A 21934-nucleotide genomic window follows, 5' to 3' on the forward strand; every position below is an offset into this window, starting at 1 on the left:
TGCGGGAGAAGGGAAAAGCGCGCTAACCCGAAAGTGTTGCCCGCAAATGCTCGAGGATCATGGCAACCCCTTTTTGCCCCAACTCCACCGAGGCTTCGGGCGCACTTGCCGTGTACCAGCCGGTGTTGTCGGCGAAGCGGCCGGCATCCACCGCCTCCGGGCACAGCGCCAGCATCAGCGACGTCTCGCCGATGCCGGCATGGTCGAATGGGTACTGGCTGTGCATTGAGGCCGGCATCAACGGATGCACCTGCACCCAGTTGAAGAAATTGCTGCCCTCGGCGTGTTCGGCATAATAGTCAGCCATCGCCGCAGAGCCCCACCAGCCTTCGCCACGTTCTTTCTCCAGGAAGCGGAAGATCGCCTGCCGGCCGGCGGCCTTGAAGGCGAGATCGGTTGGCATGCCGGCGGCAAAATTTTCGGTCTGGTGGTGAATGATGGCGTGGATGTTGCGGAAGCCGATGCGCAGCAGGCTATAGAACAGTTCTTCCGCGAATGGCGCCAGCACATTGCCGCCGACCTGCAGCGAACCACTGCCCTCCGGTGCTGCAACGGCATAGCTCGCCGCGCCGTAATAGAAGGGCGGCAGAATGACGATTTCGGCTTCTTTTTCGAACAGTTCCAGGCTCTTGACCACCGCCAGCGTGTCCATGCCGACGGCCATGTGCTCGCCGTGATATTCAAGCACACCCAGCGGCAACACGACCGGCCGGTTTTCGGCGATCACCTTGCGTATCTGATGCGGCAGCATCAATTCGTAGCGCATGACACCTACTCCATATTGGTGTGGCGGGCGCGCATCGCTTCCGCCGAGACGCCGGTCAGGTCCCTGAGCTTCAGCACCATCACTTCGAAGAGGACGAACAGCGCGCCTTCGAACACCGAGCCCATCGGCAGGACGGATGTCTTTTCGGGACCCTGGTCGTCGGCCATGGTCTGAGCCGGGATAAGCAGTGTGAGGTCGGCCAGCTTCGCGGCAGTGCTGTCGGCTTGCGCGGTGAGCAGCAGGACGGTGGCACCGGCCTCGCGCGCGACCTGCATCAAGGTCAGCACCGTCGACGTCTCACCCGGGCCGGAACTGGCGAGGAAGACATCGCCCGCGCCCAGCGGCGGCGTGGTCATGTCGCCGACGACCGACACCGGCAGACCGAGATGATAGAGCCGCATGGCAAAACCCTTGACCTGCAGCGCCTCGCGGCCGCAGCCATAGGTGACGATCTTTTTCGCACCGGCCAAGATGGCGCAAGCGGCGTCGATGCGGCTTGCGTCGATACGCTCCAGCACGGTGCCAAGCTCGTTCAGCGCAATCCCAAACAGGTTTTCGCCGGCGTCCGTCATGACATTTGCACCAGCCTGCCGGTGCCGGAGAACCATTTGAATATCTCAGTCACCTTTGCCCCGAACAGCTTGTTTTCATTCATGCTATCACCGCGAAAATCGGTGTCCAACGACACGCAGTGCTTTTGATGCGCTACAGCCGTGATAGTGTCACGGCAAATCGTGAATGAGGAAACGACGACATATGAAGACACGGCATTTCGACCGCATCGGCAATGGCGGCATCACCTTCACCGAGCTCGGCTTCGGCACCGCACCGCTCGGCAATCTTTACCGCGCCGTCTCCGACGAGGATGCCAATGCTACGCTGGAGGCGGCATGGCGGGTCGGCTGCCGCTACTTCGACACCGCGCCGCTTTATGGGCTAGGCCTAGCCGAAACGCGGCTCAATCCGTTCCTGCGTTCGAAGAAGCGCGACGACTACGTGCTGTCCAGCAAAGTCGGGCGCATAATGCGCGCCTGCCCGCCGAAACAGCGCACCGGCATCGGCAAGTTCTTCGACACGCCGTCGCGCCGCGAGGTCTACGACTACAGCTATGACGGCGTCATGCGCTCCTTCGAAGCCTCGCTGGAACGGCTCGGCGTCGACCGCATCGACATCCTCTTCGTGCACGATGTCGACATCTTCACCCATGGCAGCAACGAAGCCTCGGACCAGCGCATCCAGGAATTCATGAGCTCCGGCTACTACGGATTGCTGGCATTGCGCGACCAGGGCGTGATCAAGGCATTCGGCGGTGGCATCAACGAGTGGCAGGTTGCCCAGACGCTGGCCGAGCGCGGCGATTTCGATCTGTTCCTGCTTGCCGGGCGTTACACGCTGCTGGAGCAGGAAGCGCTGCAGTCTTTCCTGCCGCTATGCCAGCAACGCGGCATCGGCATCGTTCTCGGCGGGCCTTACAATTCCGGCATCCTGGCAACCGGGCCGAAGCCCGGCGCCTACTACAATTATTCGGAGGCGCCGCAGGACATCATCGACCGCGTCACCCGCATCGAGGCCGTCTGCAAACGCCACGGCGTGCGCCTGATCGAGGCGGCGCTGCAGTTCCCGCTGCTGCATCCTTCCGTCGTCTCGGTAATCCCCGGCGGCCAGCGGCCGGGCGAAGTCGAAAGCAATCGCTCGCTGCTCGACGCAAAGCTGCCATCGGCGCTGTGGACCGATCTCAAGAAAGAAGGCTTGATGCGCACGGACGCGCCGACGGCATAGCGCCGCCTTTTCCAACAGAAAAGAAAAACCGGATATGCCGGCTTTTCTTTTCTCTGAAAGACTTAAGGAGGCGCCTAGTTGACCGCGTCCTTGAGGCCCTTGCCGGCCGAGAACTTCGGCACGGTGCGCGCCGGGATCTTCACTTCCGCACCGGTCTGCGGATTGCGGCCGGTCGACGCGGCGCGTTTTGACACGGTGAAATTTCCGAAGCCGACAAGCCGGACATCGCCGCCCTTTTTCAGTTCGCCGGTGATCACGGAAAACACCGCATCAACCGCCGACTGCGCGTCACCCTTCGAAATACTCGCGGCATCGGCGACAGCGGACACCAGTTCGTTCTTGTTCATAAAAATTCCCTTCCATGAGAAAACCGGAACACTCGACTCATCCGGCAGGAAACGGACTTTAGAAAGAAGCGCTCCGGCAACCAAGTCGAAAAGCGCCAGGAAAGTCGAAAAAAGCCCGGAAATCCGCGGTTCTTCACATGAAAAAGCCGGGATCAAGGCCCGGCTCTCTCTTTGTGCATTGCAACTTTAGCAAGCACTAATGCGCCAGCGATTTACCAGCCTCGTCTCCGACATCGACCACGGCCGGCGCATTGACGGGTTCGACCCACTGGATCGGTTCCGGCATGCGCACCAGCGCATGGCGCAACACTTCGCCAACCCGTGAGACCGGAATGATCTCCATGCCGCTCTTCACGTTCTCCGGAATCTCCGCCAGATCCTTGGCGTTCTCTTCCGGGATCAGCACCTTCTTGATGCCGCCGCGAAGTGCGGCAAGCAGCTTTTCCTTAAGGCCGCCGATCGGCAGCACCCTGCCGCGCAGCGTGATCTCGCCGGTCATCGCCACATCGGCCCTGACCGGGATACCGGTCAGCACCGAGACGATCGCCGTCGCCATCGCCACGCCAGCCGACGGTCCGTCCTTCGGGGTTGCACCCTCCGGCACGTGGACGTGGATATCGCGCTTGTCGAACAGCGGCGGCTCGACGCCGAAATCGATGGCCCGCGAGCGGACGTAAGAGGCCGCCGCCGAGATCGATTCCTTCATCACATCGCGCAGATTGCCGGTCACGGTCATGCGGCCCTTGCCGGGCATCATGACGCCTTCCACCGTCAACAGCTCGCCGCCGACTTCCGTCCAGGCGAGCCCAGTGACCACGCCGACCTGATCGTCGCTCTCGACCTGGCCGAAGCGGAAGCGCGGAACACCAAGGTAATCGGCAAGATTGTCCGCCGTGATGTTGATCGTCTTCTTCTTCGTCTTCAGGATCTCGGTCACCGCCTTGCGCCCGAGCTTCATCAGCTCGCGCTCCAGGCTTCTGACGCCCGCTTCACGGGTGTAGGTCTGGATGATGCCGCGGATCGCGTCCTCGCCGACGGAGAACTCCTTCGGCTGCAACGCGTGGTCGCGGATCACCTTGGGCATCAGGTGACGCTTGGCGATCTCGATCTTCTCGTCCTCGGTGTAGCCGGCGATACGGATGATCTCCATACGGTCCATCAAGGGCGCAGGGATGTTCAGCGTGTTCGCCGTCGTCACGAACATCACGCTCGACAGGTCGTATTCGACCTCGAGGTAATGGTCCATGAACGTCGAGTTCTGCTCGGGATCGAGCACCTCGAGCAAAGCCGATGACGGATCGCCGCGGAAATCCTGGCCCATCTTGTCGATCTCGTCGAGCAGGAAGAGCGGGTTGGATTTCTTCGCCTTCTTCATCGACTGGATGACCTTGCCGGGCATCGAGCCGATGTAGGTGCGGCGGTGACCACGGATCTCGGCCTCGTCGCGCACGCCGCCCAGCGCCATGCGGATGAACTCACGGCCGGTCGCCTTGGCGATCGACTTGCCGAGCGAGGTCTTGCCCACGCCGGGAGGTCCGACGAGGCACAGGATCGGCCCCTTCAGCTTCTTCTGGCGGCTCTGCACAGCGAGGTATTCGACGATGCGGTCCTTGACCTTGTCGAGGCCGAAATGATCGGTATCGAGCACATTCTGGGCAAAGGCCAGGTCCTGCTTGACCTTGGAGTTCCTGCCCCACGGAATCGATAGCAGCCAGTCGAGATAGTTGCGCACGACGGTCGATTCAGCCGACATCGGCGACATCGTCCGCAGCTTCTTCAGCTCGGCTTCCGCCTTTTCGCGGGCCTCCTTGGAGAGCTTGGTCTTCTTGATGCGCGCCTCGATCTCGGCGGCCTCGTCGCGGCCGTCCTCGCCCTCGCCGAGCTCCTTCTGGATCGCCTTCATCTGCTCGTTGAGGTAGTATTCGCGCTGCGTCTTCTCCATCTGGCGCTTGACGCGCGAGCGGATGCGCTTCTCCACCTGGAGCACCGAGATTTCGGCTTCCATGAAGCCCATCGCCTTTTCCAGCCGTTCCTTGACGGACAGCGTGGCGAGCATCTCCTGCTTCTCGGGAATCTTGATGGCAAGGTGCGAAGCGACCGTGTCGGCGAGCTTGGAATAGTCGTCGATCTGGCTGGCAGCACCCACCACTTCGGGCGAGATCTTCTTGTTCAGCTTGACGTAGTTCTCGAAGTCGGTGACCACGGAACGTGCCAGCGCCTCGACTTCGACCTCTTCCTCCTCCGGTTCGACCAGCGCCGCAGCACGGGCCTCGTGGAAGTCGGGACGGTCGGTGAACGCGACGATTTTCGCGCGCGAGGCACCTTCGACCAGCACCTTCACGGTGCCGTCCGGCAGTTTCAGCAATTGCAGCACATTGGCGAGCGTGCCGATGTCAAAGATGGCATCGGGCTCCGGATCGTCGTCGGCGGCATTCATCTGGGTCGCGAGCAGGATCTGCTTTTCCTGACCCATCACTTCTTCCAGCGCCTTGATCGACTTTTCACGCCCGACGAAGAGCGGAACGATCATGTGCGGGAACACCACGATGTCGCGCAGTGGGAGGACTGCGAAGACGCCGTCGCTGGGAGCCTTGGATAATTTGGCCATTGTCCAACCTTTCATGTCGCGGCCGCCAATCGGCCAACCGCGAATCTCATATTAACGACCGGGGATCGTTCCGCCTACCACCGTTTGTGACGGGAGTTTTACAGCACAGAATTCGGCACCACGGCCTTCCGCCTTTAGTTGGAGGCACAGGGGGTAAAGATCAAGGGTCAACACGGTCCGTCCCTCCAATCCGCAGCAACTACGCGGCGCCGTACGCGGTGTGCGACAGCAAAACGGCGCCCTGCGGCGCCGTTTCAGAAAAATCCATTGCCGGCTCACGTCAGGCGCTGACGTTGCCCTTCTTTTCCTTCTGCTCGGAATAGATGTAGAGCGGCCTGGCGTTGCCTGACACCACCTCTTCCGAAATAACCACTTCGCGCACGCCTTCCAGTGCCGGCAGCTCGAACATGGTGTCGAGCAGGATCGCTTCCATGATCGAACGCAGGCCGCGTGCGCCGGTCTTGCGCTCGATGGCGCGCTTGGCGATCGCCGACAGCGCGTTCTCATGGAAGGTCAGGTCGACATTCTCCATCTCGAACAGCCGCTGATACTGCTTGACCAGCGCGTTCTTCGGTTCGGTCAGGATCTGGATCAGCGCCGGCTCGTCGAGATCCTCCAGCGTCGCCAGGACAGGCAGACGGCCGACGAACTCGGGAATGAGGCCGAACTTCAACAGATCCTCAGGCTCGACCAGGCGGAAAACATCGCCGGTGCGGCGATCCTCGGGCGAAGCGACGATGGCGCCGAATCCGATCGAGGTCTTTCTGCCGCGATCCGAGATGATCTTGTCCAGGCCGGCGAAAGCGCCGCCGCAGATGAACAGGATGTTGGCGGTGTCGACCTGCAGGAATTCCTGCTGCGGATGCTTCCTGCCGCCCTGCGGCGGCACGGAGGCGACAGTGCCTTCCATAATCTTCAAAAGTGCCTGCTGCACGCCCTCGCCCGACACGTCGCGGGTGATCGAGGGATTGTCCGACTTGCGCGAGATCTTGTCGATCTCGTCGATATAGACGATGCCGCGCTGGGCGCGCTCGACATTGTAGTCGGCCGACTGCAACAGCTTCAGGATGATGTTTTCGACGTCCTCGCCGACATAGCCGGCCTCGGTCAGCGTCGTCGCGTCGGCCATGGTGAAGGGGACGTCGATGATGCGGGCCAGCGTCTGCGCCAGCAACGTCTTGCCGCAGCCGGTCGGGCCGATCAGCAGGATGTTCGACTTCGCCAGCTCGACGTCGTTGTTCTTGCCGGCATGGGCGAGGCGCTTGTAGTGGTTGTGGACGGCCACCGACAGCACGCGCTTGGCGTAAGGCTGGCCGATGACGTAGTCGTCGAGAACCTTGAGGATTTCCTGCGGGGTCGGCACGCCCTCGCGCGACTTCACCATCGAGGTCTTGTTCTCCTCGCGGATGATGTCCATGCACAGTTCGACGCATTCGTCGCAGATGAACACCGTCGGCCCGGCGATCAGCTTGCGCACTTCGTGCTGGCTTTTGCCGCAAAACGAGCAATAAAGCGTGTTCTTGGAATCACCGCTGTTGTTGCCGACCTTGCTCATTTTCATGTCCTTTCATGGCCGCCCGCCGATGGTCTGGTTGAAAGGGCGCATATTCAATCTATCGCGGGAATCCGCCGCCGCCAGTGCCCCGGCTCCCGCAACGCATTCCGTACGAAACACAAATCGGAAAACGGGGCAATGATTCGAACAACCCCACGCAAAGCTAAGCCGTCGAAAATCAACATAGCCTTAACGTAGGCAATTGCACCCGTCGAGGGAACAGCCAATTGTGGCCGAAATGCCGCAAGCTGCGCCAAAAGCGCGTGATCCCGCCACTCATTGCCACCGCGGGGCCACCGCGGACCTATAAGGCAATACCTTCGACCGGCTCACGTGACGAAATGACCTTGTCGATGAGGCCGAAATCCCTGGCCTCGTCGGCAGTCATGAAATGGTCACGGTCGAGCGTTTTTTCAATCTCATCATAACTCTTGCCGGTGTGCTTGACGTAGACCTCGTTGAGGCGGCGCTTCAGCTTGATGATGTCCTGGGCATGGCGCTCGATGTCGGAAGCCTGGCCCTGGAAGCCGCCGGAAGGCTGGTGGACCATGATGCGGGCGTTCGGCGTGGCAAAGCGCATGTCCTTGTGGCCCGCCGTCAAGAGCAGCGAGCCCATCGAGGCGGCCTGACCGATGCAGAGCGTCGACACCGCAGGCTTGATGAACTGCATGGTGTCGTAGATCGCCATGCCGGAGGTGACGACGCCGCCGGGCGAGTTGATATAGAGGTTGATTTCCTTCTTCGGATTCTCCGCCTCGAGGAACAGCAGCTGCGCGCAGACCAGCGTCGCCATGCCATCCTCGACCGGGCCGGTGATGAAAATAATGCGCTCCTTGAGGAGCCGCGAGAAAATGTCGTAGGCCCGCTCGCCGCGATTGGTCTGTTCGACCACCATCGGAACGAGGTTCATGTAGGTTTCGACGGGGTTCTTCATGGACTATCCCTTTTTGAGGATGGGATTCCGGCGCCGGAGATTTGCAATCGGGCAGAATCGGTTCTGGATCGTTATTGTGTAAATAGGATGCCGGCTCACCCTAGCGCAAGGCCGCCTCTCCTAGCCACTTGGTTAAAACGAATCAAGCTTGCCGGACGGTGCCCGGAGGACGCGGCACGGATCCTGGTGGATTGACTTCACCTCTTTGATCCCACGGTTTCGCGCGGCCATGGTGGCACTGGCGTTGCTCGCAACGCGAAGGGCCTGGAACGTCGTATCGGGCGAGGAAGATTGACTGCGTTCCCGGGACGGCTAAGTAGCTGCCTCCGCAGGATTAAGCAGGCATTACCTGGCCCAACAGAAGCCGAACGCGCAACCACTCACTGATACTTTTTGCGAGACCGCGAAGGAATTCGCCTCATCGAGTGCGATACGGATCAGCCTTGACCTGTCGCGGGGCCGGAACATGTTCTGAAACTCGTCCGGCAACGCGTCGGCGACCGACAGAATCTTTTCGACTGTTCCTCTTGCACGCTCGGTTCCGTTACCCACGTCGACCGCCATTCCTTCGCGCAGCGAAAACAGATAGTTGTCCGGCAGATAGGCGAGGACGTAGGACTTGCCGCCGTCGATCTGTAGAAGCGGATCGCCGAACCGCAGCACCTGGCCAGGGACCGGCACCTTCGCGCCAACGACCCCCTCCGTGACCGAGCGGATGTTTCCGCCGTCATATATGGCCTTTACCTCATCCATAGCCTCGCCCGATCTCGCACGGAATTGCGCCACCAGGGCGAGTTCGGATTTGGTCGCTTGCAATTGACCGGTCAGATCAGCCAGATGTTCGGCGGCCTGGAAGCTGCCACGAACGGCTTCGTCCTTCGTCGAAGTCGAGACGATGCCTGCCGTGACGATGGTGTCGATTCTCGCAAGTGTCGTCCTGGTTTCACGCGCTGTCCGCTCGGCCAGCGGCATCACGGACTGGATCGCTTCGTGTCGGCTGTGGAGCTGGCCCTCGCGAACGGCGAGTTCACCCTGTCGCAACAGCAGCTCCGCGATCTCCTTGACCATGTCGAACGATTGAAGCTCGACGAGCAATGTACCGGGCTCGACCTTGTCTCCCGCCTTGACAAAGACATGCGTTACCTTGGCCGGATAGGCGGCATCGACGGCATACCGATCCTTCAGGACAATACCGTCCGCTGACAAGACGACCGCATCACCAATGAGGTAGTAGACGATCGAAGAGGAAAACAAACCGAGGAGAGCGAGGTAAACGATGCGACCCCAACTTCCCACACTCGCGCGCTGCTGTTTTCCCAGATTGTCCACTCGGACATGTTTTCGAATGTATTTCATCTGAAACTCGTTCTCTACCAGGGCCGCTCTAGCCGAACTTTGATCGGCGTGTAGTTGTCGCGATGTGAACCTGAGAACACCCATTCATCGATATAGGCGATCAATCGAACGGGTCTCATCACATAGGTCATGAACAGGGAGTAGCCGGGCAGGAACCATATGCTTCGCCAGAACCCCCGTCGCTCGGTGGTCCAACTGGCCAGCGCCAGCACAAACACGTCGAGAACCAGGAGGCCGCACTGCATGCCGATGAGGATCGCGGGCGTGAAAGAGCCGTACTGGAGGGCAAGCCAGACGAGATAGAGCGGGAATATCGCGGCACCAACGACGTTGAAAAGGAGGAAATCCCATTGGTGTAGGGCCTCCGGAAGCCGGAAACCCGAGTCCGAGACACGAAACAGGCGGTAGTGTTTGCGAAAGCGTAGCCAAATGGCATCGCGTTCCCAGCGCAATCGCTGGCGGATATATTGGTATGCGGTTATCGGGACGTCCGTATAGCAGATCGCATCCGGGACATAGGCCATGCGCCAGCCCGCCCGCCGCAATCTCAGCGTGACATCCAGATCCTCGCCACCGCCTACGTCGAACCCCCCAACCCCCAAAAGGGCTTTGCGCCTGAAGGCGCTGAACGCTCCCGAAATGCAAACGACCTGATCGAGAGCTCCAGCAATACGCTTTCCGACCGAAATCGACTGTAAATATTCGATCTCCTGAAACTGGGCGACGATACTCGCGTGGCCGTTGCGCGGTGCAATATCGCCGCATGCCGCTCCAACCGCTGGATCCGAAAAGGGACCGAGAATATTCTCGATCGCGTACCGATCAAACGAACAGTCGCAATCGACATTGATCAGTATGTCGCCTTTGGCTACGCGGCACGCCAGATTGATCCCGCTCGCCTTGCCGCCCCTCAGATCCGTCGAAATGATGCGCGAGGCATAACCTCTCTTGACCAGAGCTTGCGAGACCCTGCTCATCCGATCGGTCGAACCATCACTGACAATGACAACTTCGAAGTCATTGAAAGACTGTTCCCGCAACGAGCGGACGCAGGTTTCGATGGACTCAGCCTCATTATGGCCAACCAGAATGACGCTTACATTGGGCCGTAATGGACGCTCATGGTCAATCGAACCCGCGGCATCACCCGAACGCATGGTCACAGCGGCCGCGACAAACGGAATGATGTAACGGGGGAACTCAAAGACCAGCGTGTACCAGAAAACGGAGGCCAGGCTCGCCGTCGATTGAGCTAGCAGGAATGCAAATCCGAGTTCGAGATCATTCAACGCGAGGCTTGCCCCGTTTTGGTCGCCACCCGAGGGCGAGGATCAAGCTTTTCGCCCAAAGACGCCTCGCAGATTGAAAGCATTGCCGATATCTGCTCCGACAATGTCTCGTCGCCCTTCGCCGTCATGATGAAATAGTCGGCGGCGGCGCCTTTGTGCACCGATCCTGTCTCCGCAAGGTAATTGCTCAGGTTTTCGATGAAGAGACGGCGCAGTTTCTCAAAGACGTCCTGGCCCTTTGATTTTATGAGCGAATCTCGTGCTCCGTAACGCAATTCCGTGACCGCCAACGGCGGGCCCTTCGCTCCGGTCATGCGTGCGCGGTCGAGTTCCTGAACCAGGGATGGCGGCAACCCCAACAAGGACGTTGGCAGCTTTTTCTCCGGACTGGTGAGCAGAGACAGCGCCTGATCCGTGAGTGCGTAGGAAAAAAAGTCGATACGTTTAACGCTGTCGCCATCAGCCCGCGCATCACAATCCTGGCAGACGAATCCAACAGCCGGCTCCGATGTCGAATCCTTGCACCTCCTGCAGATTTGCGAGTGGCCGGGCTTGTCATAGTCCTTTCCATAGTGACGCAATTGCTGGCTGCATTTGGGGCAGACCAGTGCGCTTCCCTGCCGAAAATCGCCTTCAGGACGAAGAGCCGCGCAACGATAATGATGAATAAGCTCGGCCTCGAACATATCGGCCGAACGGCAGGAGGGACATTCCTCGCGAACGGTAAGCCGCCGCGACCCGCAGGCGCCGCACTCATGCACGCGGTCGAAGAAGGTCTTAAGCAGAAGTCCGCGATGGGAGAGATCTTCGGCGATCGGGATCGTCTTGGCCGCCGACGGAAAGCCCGGATAGCTTATGGAGGCCGACGTCATCGGATAGCGCTTGGCTTCGATGCTTCTGCCGGCGACGAAGGCATGCGCAAGAAAGCGCGTTTCGGGCGTATTTGTCGAACGGATGTGCGCGGCAAGCTGTTCGCGGCGGCGGCGAAAATCGAGTATGCATTTTGCCGTCTCCGCCCAAGTCGTTTGCTGCATCAGATCGAAATGTACATCCGCGAACCGGCCGGCACGGCCGCCCAGATCGATGACAGGCACCATCGCCAGCGGAATGTGGTCACGCAGGTTGTCCAGCGGCGAGTTACGCCGCTCATCGGCCAGAAGAACGGCATCGATGTCCCCTTCCGACGAGGAGTCGAACATCGTGCGGTAGATCGCCGAATGCAGAACGACCACGCGTGGGAACCATTCGACGGCAGGCTTCCAGGACAATCCCATTCTGGCCCAGAGTGCCAGGCAAAGGTCGGTGAGTTCATGGCTTGCGGTGGAAGCCGTCGGTGCCGGCAGTTGCACAACGGATTTCGCAACAAGTTCTGCGGGCATGTCGGCCTCCATTTGCCCGGCGCTCGCAAAGGAACGCCGCCACAGGTACGACTTGCAGCCTGGGTGGAGGATCCAAGGGCAACGTCACATTTACTGAAAGGATTATTGCAGGACGAGATATGCGGAAAACGCGGGATCGCATGCGACACCGGATGGCCAGCTACGTCCCCCCACGACGTTCCTGACCAGCGACCAAGTCAATCAACTCGAATACGTCAAATGTTATTCGTTGATTGTTAGCGGATGCTTAATTGGCAGCAAGAATTTGTCTGTCGGACTCAGGTAGTCGAATTAACGAAGTTTGATGAATCGCCTTTTCCACGACATGGCTTTCCCTACAGTTCAACGTTGAACCCGCTTCATGCGGTTCGAACAGGGGGAGTTCCATGACCAGGAAAGCTTCTTGCTTCGCCATTGCCGGCCTGACCATGCTCGGCACAATGTCGGAAACGGCGGCCGGCGGACGCGCGGTCGAATGCTACGAGCAGGTCAATCGGCCGGCCGTCTACGACACCGTCTACGAGGATGTGCTCGTCAGCCCAGCCGGCCAGCAGGTGGAATACGAGGCGCCAATCTACGGGACGCGCGAGCGCGTGGTGCAGATCGCGCCGGCGCGCGTCAGCTACGAGATCGTGCCCGCCACCACCCGCACCATCTACCGGTCCGTGAGGGTCGATGACGGCGGCTATTCCTGGGAATGGCGCATCATCAATGGCCGCAAGGTGCTGTGCAAGGTCAGGCACAAGGCGCGCTATGAACGCGTGGCCGAGATCGTCGTGATTGAGCCGGAACGCCGGCGGCGCGTTGTCCTGCCCGCCGAATACGAGAGCGTCGCCGAAGAGGTTCTCGTGCGGCCGGAGCAACAGCGCATCGTCGACATTCCGGCGTCTTATCAGACAGTGGCTCGCCGCGTGGTGGTCAGGGAGGGCTCATCCAGCTGGCGGCGCCTGCACATCCCACGCCACTGCCGGTACTAGCAGCCGCTCAGGCCACCTCTGCCCTGAGCCATTTCTTCAGGCCGTCGACATCGCCATTGCCGACGCAGGCCGCAACCCTTCTGCCGACTGCCGCGCCGAACTTGTAGCCGTGGCCGGAGCAGGCCGAGACGACCAGGCATCTGCCTTTCTGGTGTGCCAGAAATTTCTCGTCGGCGGTGAATGTGTAGGCGCAGGTGACCACCTCGGTGACCTTATACTCCTCGATACGGGCAAGCGGCGGCGAAAACAGGTTGCGGATCGCCTCACCCTCGCCCGGCACCGGCTGACGGTTCCAGTCGGCATCGCTGGTCGGCACCCTGTGCAGGCCCGAGCCGAATTTCATGCCGGCGCCGCCTGTCGGCGGGATTGCGTAGCCGTCGACAGTGCCGCCAATGTCGAGGACAACCGGCGCTGCCTGCCAGGCTGCTTTCAGGTCCGCCGGCGGTTCGACATAGGCGAGCGCGGTGCGCCAGGTTTTCAGCTCGCCGTCCAGCTCCGGGAACAGTTTCAGCACCCAGGCGCCGGCAGCGACGACGATCCGGTCGGCCTGCATCGTTTCGCCGCCTGCCAGCACGATATGCCCGGCCTCGGCGTCGATCTCGACCACCTTGCTGTTCTCGTAGACATTGGCGCCGTTCGCGCGCAGCCACCTGGCGAGGCCGGCAGCGATCTTGCGGCAGTGCAGCGCGCCGCCGTCCGGCGAAAAATACGCATAGCGGAATGAACCAGGCTGCAGGAACGGCCAGCGTTCGACCGCGGCATCCGGCTCGAACAATTCGAACGGGTAGTTCCCGGCTTCCATGCCTTCTCGGTATTCCTCGGCCTCATCTCCCGGCTGGCGCGAAATGCAGATGAAGCCGCGCGGATCGAGATGGCTTTCACCGAGATCGGCCCACATCTCATCCCAGGCTTCATAGGCTTCGGTGATCAGCCGGCCGTAGCCCGTTCCGGCCCGGTAGGCGCGGCGGATGATGCGGTGATGATCGCCCGAGGCGGCGAGCGGATTGGGGATCGGTCCCTGCTCGACGATCGAGACGAGGTGCCCGGCCCTGACCAGTGACCACGCCGTGGATAGCCCGGCAATGCCTGCACCGACCACGATCACATTCATGAGAACCGTCCTTCCGCAACCGCTTCGGCGGCTCACCTCACTGGAGGGCCAACATACGGTCTGGCACCAGACTGGCAAGCCGCGCTAATGATCTGGCATGACCGAATTGAAGCCGCCCTACCTTGCTTTTGATCCAGCCACGCGTCGCCTGCGGCTCGATCCGCACGAGCCGGCGTTCTTCCAGAATCCGTACGAAACCTACGCCTTCCTGCATGGCGCATCGAACGCCTTCTTCTGGGAGGAGTTTGGTTTCTGGTGCTTTGGCGGCTTCGACGACGTCAACCGGCTGCTGCGCGATCGCCGCTTCGGCCGGCAGAACCCGGCCGGCATTCCGGACAGCCGAGGCATCGGTCAGGACCGCACGCACCTCAGCGCGTTCGACGGCATCGAGGCCAATTCGATGCTGGAGCTGGAGCCGCCTGTCCACACACGGCTCAGAACGCTGGTCAACCGCGCCTTCGTCTCGCGCCAGGTCGAGCGGCTCAGGCCACGTGTCGAGGCGCTGGCCAACGAACTGATCGACCGTTTCGAACCAGGAGGAGTCGACCTGCTGCCGGCATTCGCAGCTCCCTTGCCGATCACCATCATTGCGGAAATGCTCGGCGTGCCGGTCGACATGGGGCCGCAGCTGCTCGACTGGTCGCATCGGATGGTCGCCATGTACATGCATGGCCGCACCCGCGAGACGGAGGACACGGCCAATCGCGCCGCGCGCGACTTTTCCGATTTTCTGCGCGGCTACGTCGCCGAGCGGCGAAAGAGGCCGGGCGAGGATCTTCTGTCGCTGCTGATTGCGGCACAGGAGGACGGCCAGAAACTGTCGGAGAACGAGCTGGTATCCTCGGCCATCCTTTTGCTCAATGCCGGCCATGAAGCAACTGTCCACCAGACCGGCAATGCGGTGCGCTCGATCCTTGCGCAAGGCGGCGACCCGCGCCGCTTCTTCGCCTCACCGGAAGCAACAGCCGCGACGGTCGAAGAGTGCCTGCGCTTCGACGCGCCGCTACACATGTTCACGCGCTACGCCTATCAGGAGGCCGAGGCCGGGCCGGGGATCATCGTCCAGCCGGGCGAGACGATCGGTCTGCTGCTCGGCATGGCCAATCGCGACCCTACTGCGTTTGCCGAGCCCCTCGCCTTCAGGCCGGACCGTGCCGACCAGAAGAACGTGTCGTTCGGCGCCGGCATCCATTTCTGCATCGGCGCGCCGCTCGCCCGGCTCGAACTGCAGGTGTCGCTGAAAACCTTGTTCGAACGCCTGCCGCGGCTCCAAATGGCCGAACAGCCGCGCTTCCGTGACACGTATCATTTCCACGGGCTGGAAACGCTTGCCGTCAGAATCTGAGGACGGCTTCCGACGACAGGCTTCGAAGCCGGCTCCGGCGAATTCCGGTCAAATAGGTAACATCTCAAGGCCGCGAGTGCCAAATAATCGCTGATCGAACGATGAAGCTACCGGAAGCAGGACCTCACACTAACAATCCCGGATGCCTATAGAAATTCGGTCATGAAGCTTGAAGAGAGACGGGATTTGAATCTTTTTGCGTCGTCTCGCGGACGATGTCGAGGAAGGCCTTCAGCACCGGCGAGGGTTGTTCATGCCGGTAGATGATTGAAGTGTCGATAGACAAGGTTCGTCCCTGGATAGGGCGATAAACGACGCCGCTCCGGCGCAAATTTTGCAGACAGGCGGGCAGCAGCGAGACGCCCAGCCCGACGGATACAAGTCCGATGATTGTCTGCTTCGGCGTCGCTTCTCGAACGATCCTCGGGCTGAACCCGGATGAACGGCACAACCCGACGATCTCGTCATAGAGGGATGGATTGATGCTGCGCGGGAACTGAATCAACGCTTCGGAGGCCAAGTCGGCTAGCGCGACCTCTGCTTCCGAGGCTAGCCGATGCGTTTCCGGCAAGGCCACGATCAGGGGTTCGACCAGTATGCTTTCGACCTTCAATGCCTTGTGAACGACGGGAGGATGAACAAAACCGATATCGAGCTGGCGTTCGGCCACAGCCCTGACTTGATTGGGAATGCGCAGGTCGGTCAGGCTCAACTCGACCTCGGGATAGCGCTTGGTGAAGCGTTGGACGACAGAAGGCACCACGCTGTAGATAGCCGCGTCGATGAATCCGACAGCAAGATGGCCGGTTTCGCCACGATCGGCTTTGCGAGCAAGCTCCACCGCCTGCTCTGTCTGCTGAAGCACGGCCCTAACCTCATCAAGGAACACACGCCCCGCCGCAGTCAGCTCGACCTTGCGCTTGGTGCGCTCCAGCAAGCGCACACCCATCGCCTGTTCCAGTTGCTGGATCTGCTTTGTCAGGGGCGGCTGTGAGATATGCAAGCGCGCTGCCGCGCGCCCGAAATGCAGCTCTTCGGCGACGGCCATGAAGGACTGCATCAGCTTGTGGTTCATCTTCAGCCTTTAATTTCCCAAATAGAATTACCCATGGCTCAAACGATATTGGACGGAAAGTATCGGAATCTGCAAAATCCGGAAAGCTGCAAAATCCGGGAGACGCGCTTTGAAAAATTCCGAGATTTCACGCCGCCAGATGCTGAAAGTGCCGCTCATCGGCGCGACGGTCGCCGCGACATCTCAATCCGGCCTTGTCTGCGAGGCCCTTGCCCAACCCGTTCCAGCTTCGTCGCCAGCGCCCCCTGGCGCTTTCGCCCACAATGTCGAAGCTGTGGGCTATACCGATCTCGATCATCGCCCAGCCTTCAAAATGGCGATCAGGCAGGTTGGCGAACGTTGGTATCTCTACACTGGGCACTTCTGGCACTCCGGCTGGAGCATCGTGGACGTGACCGACCCGGCCAAGCCCGAGACGGTCAAGTTCGTGCCCTATCTCGGCACGAATACTTGGACTCTACAAATAGATTTGTCCGGCGACACGATGGTGACCGCCCTCGAAAAGCCCTTTGCTAATTTCGGCGGTGACCCCGACGCACCGTTCGGCGAAGGCGTTCTGATCTGGGATATCGCGGACCCCATCAATCCGAAACAACTCAGTCACTACCGCACCGGCGGAAACGGCACGCATCGTAACCTCTATCCCGGTGGACGTTATGTCCACCTTGCCGCCGGCATGCCGGGTTACAGGGGCAACATCTACGTCATCCTCGATATTTCGGATCGCTCGAATCCGCGCGAAGCCGGACGCTGGTGGGTGCCGGGCCAGCACGAGGCCGGCGGCGAGAGCTTTGCGGCTGCGAAGCCCGCCGCCGACCAGGAGACCGCCGATCGCTACCGGTTGCGACTGAAGCCGCAATGCATGTGCGGCGCCTTCTGCGCCAGCACGGGCGAGGATGTCTCGCTGCACGGCCCGCCTTATGTCACTGGCGATCTTGTCTATTTGCCTTATGGTGCGGCGGGAATCGTTGTGCTCGATATTAGCGATGTCTCCCAGCCGAGGCAGGTCGGCGGCCTGAGCTTCAGCCCTCCGTTTCACTCGCGCTTCGGTGTGCATAGCGTGCTGCCGATTCCAGAGCGCGGCATTGCCTTCGCCAATTCGGAGAACGTCACCTATGGACTTGGTCCGATGCATCACGCTTCGATCGTCGATATTTCCGATTCCAGTGAACCCTTTCTGCTGTCGCTGTTGCCCGAACCAGTGCCACCCGAAGGCGCTCCCTATTCGGATTTCACAACTCGTGGCGGCTGGCGCGGACCGCACAACATCAACCACCACCAGCATCATCCCGATGTCCAGAAACAAGGCGATCTGTTCTATATCGCGCACTTCAACGCCGGGCTCAGGGTCTATGACGTCTCGAATACTCGGCTTCCGCGCGAGGTCGGCTACTTCATCCCGCCGGAGCCAGTCCGACGCTACGGCCCTATGCCGGAAGACAAGCTGGTTGTTCAGACCGAGGACGTGGTCGTGGACCGGCGCGGCTTCATTTACATAACTGACAAGAACCAGGGGCTCTGGATTCTCCGCTACACCGGCCCGCGGCCGGAAACGGATCGAACGTGACGGTCACATTCACCCTGAAGCCTTAGTCGGAGCGCGGAAGCGGAGGCAGTCATGATTTGCTGGGAAAGTTTCATGGCACCGCGGCATTATGAGCCGATACGGATTTTCCGACACGGACATCGATCGCCTTTTGTAAAGTCCGGCGCGATGCGAGATCAAAGCTTGATCACATACTCCTTGCGCGTCGTTTCAAGCACTTCCCAGCTGCCCTTAAAGCCCGGCCTCAGCACGAAACTATCGCCGGCTTTGACGGTGCGCGCCTTCCCGCCGTCTTCGGCGATCGCCGAGACCCCTGACAGGATGTGGCAGAACTCCCATTCGTCATATTCGATGCGCCATTTGCCCGGCGTTGCTTCCCAGATGCCGGCATAGAGGCCGCCGTCCTGTTCCTCGACATTCCAGGTGCGGAATTTCGGATCGCCCGAAATCAGGCGATCCGGCGCTGGTGCGCCAAGTTCCGGTTCGACGGTGTCGACGCCGACGGAAAGAAATTTCGGCGTGGTCATGGCGATCAAACCTTGGCGAGAGCCTGTTCCAGATCGGCGACGATGTCGTTGACGTCCTCGATGCCGACCGAAAGCCTGACCGTGTCAGGCCCTGCCCCGGCGTTGATCTTCTGCTCGTCGGAAAGCTGGCGATGCGTGGTCGATGCCGGGTGGATGACCAGCGACTTGGTGTCGCCGACATTGGCCAGATGCGAGAACAGTTCGAGCGCCTCGACGAACTTGATGCCCGCCGCATAGCCGCCCTTCAGCCCGAAGGTGAACACCGCGCCGGCGCCAAGCGGCGAGTACTTCTTCTGCAACGCGTTGTTCTTGTCGCCGGGCAAGCCGGGATAGGAAACCCAAGCGACCTTGGGATGGTTGGAGAGCCATCCGGCGACCGCCGACGCATTGTCGCAGTGGCGCTGCATCCTGAGCGGCAAGGTTTCCAGACCGGTCAGGATCAGGAATGCATTGAACGGCGAAATCGCCGCGCCGATATCGCGCAGCCCGAGCACTCGGGCGGCAATGGCGAAAGCGAAATTGCCGAAGGTTTCGTGCAGGACGAGGCCGCCATATTCGGGGCGCGGCTCCGACAGCATCGGATACTTGCCCGACTTCGACCAATCGAACGTGCCGCCGTCGACAATAGCGCCGCCGATCGAATTGCCGTGACCGCCGATGAACTTGGTCAGCGAATGCACGACGATGTCAGCGCCATGCTCGATCGGCCGCAGCAGATAGGGCGAGGCCAGCGTGTTATCGACGATCAGCGGCAGGCCGTGCTTGCGGGCGATGTCGCCAATCTTCTCGATATCGACGAAGACGCCGCCAGGGTTAGCCAGGCTCTCGATGAAGATCGCCTTGGTCCTGTCGTCGATCTGGCTCTCGAAGGTCGAGATATCATTGGTGTCGGCCCAGCGCACCTGCCAGCCGAAATTCTTGAAGGCGTGGCCGAACTGGTTGATCGAGCCGCCGTAAAGCTTTGTCGCGGAAACGAAATTGTCGCCGGGCTGCATCAGATTGTGGAAGACCAGCACCTGCGCGGCATGGCCGGAGGCGACCGCAAGGCCTGCCGTGCCGCCTTCGAGTGCCGCGATGCGCTCTTCCAGCACCGCCTGCGTCGGGTTCATAATGCGGGTATAGATGTTGCCGAACGCCTTCAGCCCGAACAGCGAGGCGGCATGGTCGGCATCGTCGAAGACGAAGGAGGTGGTCTGGTAGATTGGAGTCGCTCGCGCGCCGGTCGCCGGATCCGGCTTGGCGCCGGCATGGACGGCGAGCGTGTTGAAACCGGGCGTGCGGGCCATCGAAAAACCTCCCTCAATGGTGAATGGTGAATGGTGAATGGTGAATGGTGAATGGCAAAGTCGGCCAGCCCCACCCTGATTGCAAGCGGCTCATATGCCGCCTTGCCCGCCTTCCAGAAAAATCTTTCTATTCACCATTCACTATTCACTACCTACTTCTGGCGAACGCCGAAACTCTGGAATCCCGGCCGCATCAGCGGCTTCTTCGACGACAAAACGCCGGAATTGACGCCGGTCCAGCCGATCTCGCCGGACAGCTTGCCATATTCGATCTTGGGGCAACGGTTCATCACCACCTTGATGCCGGCGGCCTCGGCGCGCACGGCGGCCTCGTCATTGCGCACACCAAGCTGCATCCAGATGACCTTCGGCAGCGGATCGAGCCGCAACACCTCGTCCACGATGCCCGGCACGGCAGCGGAGCCGCGAAAGACGTCGACCATGTCGATTGGCTCTGGAACATCGGCCAGCCTGGCATAGGTCATCCGCCCGAGGATTTCCTTGCCGGCCTGGCCGGGATTGATCGGGAACACCGAAAACCCTTTGCCGAGCAGATATTTCAGCACGAAATAGCTCGGCCGCACGTCATTGGCCGACGCGCCAACCATGGCGATGGTCTTCACCGAATTGAGGATGCCGGCGATATAGGCGTTGTCGTAGGCGTCGTGGTTCATGCCTCGTCATACAGCGCTTCAGAGTGAGGTGCCAACAGCCGAGCAAGTGGCTTGCAATGGGCCAGGGAGAACGTCGTCAGGCCGGCAGCGAAATCGATCCGTCTTCCGCGATCGGAAAAGCCGGATTGTGCGCGACTTCCCAGACATGCCCGTCGGCATCGGCGAAATAGCCGTACCAGCCGCCCCAGAAGGCGCGCCCGGCCGGCTTGACGATCTTGCCGCCAGCCTTCTCAGCCGCCGCAAGCACTTCGTCGACCTCGGCGTCAGAGCGGGTGTTGTAGGCGAGGTAGACGGCCGACGGCGCCTTCGAGAAGCTGACGCCCGAATCCTCTTCGGCGCTTGGGCGCGGAAACAAGCCAAGAATGGCGCCGCCCATCTGGAAGAAGGCAACGCCGTCGGTGATCCCGGCATGGCGGGTCAGGCCCATCGCCTCATAGAAGCGCGTCGCACGGTCGAGATCGTCGGTGGCGATGGTGACGATGGAGATGCGCGGTTCCATATCCGCCTCCTACTCCTCCGGCCATTCCGGCTTGCGCTTGCCGATGAAGGCGCCAATGCCCTCTTCCGCATCGCGCGCCAGCATGTTCTCGACCATGACGCGCCCGGTGTAATCATAGGCCTCGGCCAGCCCCATTTCTGCCTGTTCGTAGAAGGCTTCCTTGCCGATCTTGACGACCAGAGAGGATTTGGACGCAATGGTTTGCGCGTATTTGGTGACAATCTGATTCAGATATTCGCGCGGCACGACGCGGTTGACCAAGCCGAATTCCTTGGCGGTTGCCGCATCGATCGTCTCGCCGGTCAAAAGCATCTCCATGGCGTGCTTGCGCGAAACGTTGCGCGACAGCGCCACCATCGGCGTCGAGCAGAACAGTCCGATATTGACGCCAGGCGTGCAGAAGGTCGCCTCGTGCGAGGCGATGGCGAGATCGCAGCTGGCGACCAACTGCAATCCGGCCGCCGTCGCCAGACCGTCGACTTCGGCGATCACCGGCTTAGGATGGCGAACGATCGCCTGCATCAGCGCGGCGCAGGCGGAAAACGTCTTTTCGAAGAAGCCCCTGCCGCGATCGGCATCGGCGCGGTGCGCGCTCAACTCCTTGAGGTCGTGCCCGGCGCAGAACACTTTGCCGGTCGCCCCAAGGACGATGACGCGGACGGATTTGTCGGCCTTGGCGCGGTCGAGTTCCGCCGTCAGCGCCGCCATCACTGCAAGCGAAAGAGCGTTGGCCGGCGGATTGGCGAGCGTCAGGCGCAGCACACCGTTGTCCAGCCTGGAGACGACCGGCCCTTCGGCAACGGCAGGCTTGATGGCGACGATTTCGGCCATAGGTCGTTCCTCCGCGATTCCGGATCGATGATGGACTAATCTAGTATGCC

The 21934-nt window shown here is 60.8% G+C and carries 20 protein-coding genes; 4 read left to right on the forward strand and 16 right to left on the reverse strand.

Going from position 1 to position 21934, the window contains the following annotated elements; all coding sequences use genetic code 11:
- Positions 1 to 22: 22 nt before the first annotated feature.
- Together NKH67_RS11730 and hxlB are read right to left on the reverse strand one after the other, a co-directional pair.
- Positions 23 to 766, reverse strand: a complete 744-nt coding sequence (locus NKH67_RS11730) for a creatininase family protein (protein ID WP_352501555.1) — start codon at positions 764 to 766, stop codon at positions 23 to 25.
- 5 nt (positions 767 to 771) lie between these two features.
- Entirely contained in the window at positions 772 to 1338 is a 567-nt protein-coding gene (gene hxlB / locus NKH67_RS11735) for a 6-phospho-3-hexuloisomerase (RefSeq protein ID WP_352501554.1), read from the reverse strand.
- Between the two features lie 184 nt (positions 1339 to 1522).
- Between hxlB and NKH67_RS11740 the strand changes: the two genes are divergently transcribed.
- Complete coding sequence (locus NKH67_RS11740; protein WP_352501553.1) at positions 1523 to 2545, forward strand: aldo/keto reductase; 1023 nt, start codon at positions 1523 to 1525, stop codon at positions 2543 to 2545.
- A 74-nt stretch (positions 2546 to 2619) separates the two neighbouring features.
- Here the strand turns inward: NKH67_RS11740 and NKH67_RS11745 are convergent, their stop codons facing one another.
- The 7 genes from NKH67_RS11745 to NKH67_RS11775 form a co-directional block, all read right to left on the reverse strand.
- A complete protein-coding gene (locus NKH67_RS11745) occupies positions 2620 to 2892 on the reverse strand; it encodes an HU family DNA-binding protein (protein WP_006201846.1) in 273 nt (90 codons plus the stop codon).
- 196 nt (positions 2893 to 3088) lie between these two features.
- Positions 3089 to 5500, reverse strand: a complete 2412-nt coding sequence (gene lon / locus NKH67_RS11750; protein ID WP_352501552.1) for an endopeptidase La — start codon at positions 5498 to 5500, stop codon at positions 3089 to 3091.
- Between the two features lie 280 nt (positions 5501 to 5780).
- On the reverse strand, positions 5781 to 7055 hold the full coding sequence (gene clpX / locus NKH67_RS11755; RefSeq protein WP_006332719.1) for an ATP-dependent Clp protease ATP-binding subunit ClpX: 1275 nt from the start codon (positions 7053 to 7055) through the stop codon (positions 5781 to 5783).
- Positions 7056 to 7359: 304 nt separating this feature from the next.
- The gene (locus NKH67_RS11760; protein WP_023674655.1) at positions 7360 to 7989 is read right to left on the reverse strand and encodes an ATP-dependent Clp protease proteolytic subunit; all 630 of its coding nucleotides are present in this window, start codon (positions 7987 to 7989) and stop codon (positions 7360 to 7362) included.
- 345 nt (positions 7990 to 8334) lie between these two features.
- Positions 8335 to 9345 (reverse strand): HlyD family secretion protein, encoded by a 1011-nt coding sequence (locus NKH67_RS11765; RefSeq protein WP_353030952.1) that lies wholly within the window; start codon positions 9343 to 9345, stop codon positions 8335 to 8337.
- 14 nt (positions 9346 to 9359) lie between these two features.
- Positions 9360 to 10634 carry a glycosyltransferase family 2 protein gene (locus NKH67_RS11770; protein ID WP_352501550.1) on the reverse strand — a complete coding sequence of 425 codons (1275 nt, stop codon included), beginning with the start codon at positions 10632 to 10634 and terminating at the stop codon, positions 9360 to 9362.
- Positions 10631 to 12025: a TackOD1 domain-containing metal-binding protein gene (locus NKH67_RS11775; RefSeq protein WP_352501549.1), complete on the reverse strand. Its 1395-nt coding sequence runs from the start codon at positions 12023 to 12025 to the stop codon at positions 10631 to 10633. Before NKH67_RS11775 ends, NKH67_RS11770 begins: the two co-directional genes overlap by 4 nt.
- Before the next feature lie 374 nt (positions 12026 to 12399).
- Here NKH67_RS11775 and NKH67_RS11780 point away from each other — a divergent pair, with 374 nt between their 5' ends.
- Positions 12400 to 12990: a hypothetical protein gene (locus NKH67_RS11780; RefSeq protein ID WP_352501548.1), complete on the forward strand. Its 591-nt coding sequence runs from the start codon at positions 12400 to 12402 to the stop codon at positions 12988 to 12990.
- Between the two features lie 7 nt (positions 12991 to 12997).
- On the opposite strand, the gene NKH67_RS11785 is transcribed toward NKH67_RS11780, so the two are convergent.
- Complete coding sequence (locus NKH67_RS11785; protein ID WP_352501547.1) at positions 12998 to 14101, reverse strand: NAD(P)/FAD-dependent oxidoreductase; 1104 nt, start codon at positions 14099 to 14101, stop codon at positions 12998 to 13000.
- Positions 14102 to 14198: 97 nt separating this feature from the next.
- Here NKH67_RS11785 and NKH67_RS11790 point away from each other — a divergent pair, with 97 nt between their 5' ends.
- Positions 14199 to 15446 (forward strand): cytochrome P450, encoded by a 1248-nt coding sequence (locus tag NKH67_RS11790; RefSeq protein ID WP_352501546.1) that lies wholly within the window; start codon positions 14199 to 14201, stop codon positions 15444 to 15446.
- A gap of 160 nt (positions 15447 to 15606) precedes the next feature.
- On the opposite strand, the gene NKH67_RS11795 is transcribed toward NKH67_RS11790, so the two are convergent.
- Complete coding sequence (locus NKH67_RS11795) at positions 15607 to 16521, reverse strand: LysR family transcriptional regulator (protein WP_352471971.1); 915 nt, start codon at positions 16519 to 16521, stop codon at positions 15607 to 15609.
- Positions 16522 to 16630: 109 nt separating this feature from the next.
- Between NKH67_RS11795 and NKH67_RS11800 the strand changes: the two genes are divergently transcribed.
- Positions 16631 to 18088, forward strand: coding sequence for an LVIVD repeat-containing protein (locus NKH67_RS11800; protein ID WP_353030955.1), 1458 nt, complete (start codon positions 16631 to 16633; stop codon positions 18086 to 18088).
- A gap of 155 nt (positions 18089 to 18243) precedes the next feature.
- Here the strand turns inward: NKH67_RS11800 and NKH67_RS11805 are convergent, their stop codons facing one another.
- The 5 genes from NKH67_RS11805 to NKH67_RS11825 all read right to left on the reverse strand — a co-directional run bounded on the left by NKH67_RS11805 (position 18244) and on the right by NKH67_RS11825 (position 21884).
- Entirely contained in the window at positions 18244 to 18594 is a 351-nt protein-coding gene (locus NKH67_RS11805; RefSeq protein WP_352501543.1) for a cupin domain-containing protein, read from the reverse strand.
- 5 nt (positions 18595 to 18599) lie between these two features.
- A complete protein-coding gene (locus tag NKH67_RS11810) occupies positions 18600 to 19880 on the reverse strand; it encodes an O-acetylhomoserine aminocarboxypropyltransferase (RefSeq protein ID WP_352501542.1) in 1281 nt (426 codons plus the stop codon).
- A gap of 152 nt (positions 19881 to 20032) precedes the next feature.
- Complete coding sequence (locus NKH67_RS11815; RefSeq protein WP_352501541.1) at positions 20033 to 20554, reverse strand: CoA-binding protein; 522 nt, start codon at positions 20552 to 20554, stop codon at positions 20033 to 20035.
- Positions 20555 to 20630: 76 nt separating this feature from the next.
- On the reverse strand, positions 20631 to 21053 hold the full coding sequence (locus tag NKH67_RS11820) for a VOC family protein (protein ID WP_352471976.1): 423 nt from the start codon (positions 21051 to 21053) through the stop codon (positions 20631 to 20633).
- A 9-nt stretch (positions 21054 to 21062) separates the two neighbouring features.
- Positions 21063 to 21884, reverse strand: coding sequence for an enoyl-CoA hydratase (locus NKH67_RS11825; RefSeq protein ID WP_352501540.1), 822 nt, complete (start codon positions 21882 to 21884; stop codon positions 21063 to 21065).
- Between the last annotated feature and the right edge of the window lie 50 nt (positions 21885 to 21934).

The organism is Mesorhizobium sp. M0968 (assembly GCF_040319065.1).
GTDB lineage: Bacteria > Pseudomonadota > Alphaproteobacteria > Rhizobiales > Rhizobiaceae > Mesorhizobium.

Bases quoted from the DNA above. Each gene is read 5' to 3' on its own strand.
- NKH67_RS11825 (WP_352501540.1), bottom strand. From the start codon at position 21,884: ATGGCCGAAATCGTCGCCATCAAGCCTGCCGTTGCCGAAGGGCCGGTC.
- NKH67_RS11740 (WP_352501553.1), top strand. From the start codon at position 1,523: ATGAAGACACGGCATTTCGACCGCATCGGCAATGGCGGCATCACCTTC.
- hxlB (WP_352501554.1), bottom strand. From the start codon at position 1,338: ATGACGGACGCCGGCGAAAACCTGTTTGGGATTGCGCTGAACGAGCTT.
- NKH67_RS11760 (WP_023674655.1), bottom strand. From the start codon at position 7,989: ATGAAGAACCCCGTCGAAACCTACATGAACCTCGTTCCGATGGTGGTC.
- NKH67_RS11765 (WP_353030952.1), bottom strand. From the start codon at position 9,345: ATGAAATACATTCGAAAACATGTCCGAGTGGACAATCTGGGAAAACAG.
- lon (WP_352501552.1), bottom strand. From the start codon at position 5,500: ATGGCCAAATTATCCAAGGCTCCCAGCGACGGCGTCTTCGCAGTCCTC.
- NKH67_RS11810 (WP_352501542.1), bottom strand. From the start codon at position 19,880: ATGGCCCGCACGCCCGGTTTCAACACGCTCGCCGTCCATGCCGGCGCC.
- NKH67_RS11730 (WP_352501555.1), bottom strand. From the start codon at position 766: ATGCGCTACGAATTGATGCTGCCGCATCAGATACGCAAGGTGATCGCC.
- NKH67_RS11815 (WP_352501541.1), bottom strand. From the start codon at position 20,554: ATGAACCACGACGCCTACGACAACGCCTATATCGCCGGCATCCTCAAT.
- NKH67_RS11745 (WP_006201846.1), bottom strand. From the start codon at position 2,892: ATGAACAAGAACGAACTGGTGTCCGCTGTCGCCGATGCCGCGAGTATT.
- NKH67_RS11790 (WP_352501546.1), top strand. From the start codon at position 14,199: ATGACCGAATTGAAGCCGCCCTACCTTGCTTTTGATCCAGCCACGCGT.
- NKH67_RS11795 (WP_352471971.1), bottom strand. From the start codon at position 16,521: ATGAACCACAAGCTGATGCAGTCCTTCATGGCCGTCGCCGAAGAGCTG.
- NKH67_RS11805 (WP_352501543.1), bottom strand. From the start codon at position 18,594: ATGACCACGCCGAAATTTCTTTCCGTCGGCGTCGACACCGTCGAACCG.
- NKH67_RS11780 (WP_352501548.1), top strand. From the start codon at position 12,400: ATGACCAGGAAAGCTTCTTGCTTCGCCATTGCCGGCCTGACCATGCTC.
- NKH67_RS11785 (WP_352501547.1), bottom strand. From the start codon at position 14,101: ATGAATGTGATCGTGGTCGGTGCAGGCATTGCCGGGCTATCCACGGCG.
- NKH67_RS11775 (WP_352501549.1), bottom strand. From the start codon at position 12,025: ATGGAGGCCGACATGCCCGCAGAACTTGTTGCGAAATCCGTTGTGCAA.
- clpX (WP_006332719.1), bottom strand. From the start codon at position 7,055: ATGAGCAAGGTCGGCAACAACAGCGGTGATTCCAAGAACACGCTTTAT.
- NKH67_RS11820 (WP_352471976.1), bottom strand. From the start codon at position 21,053: ATGGAACCGCGCATCTCCATCGTCACCATCGCCACCGACGATCTCGAC.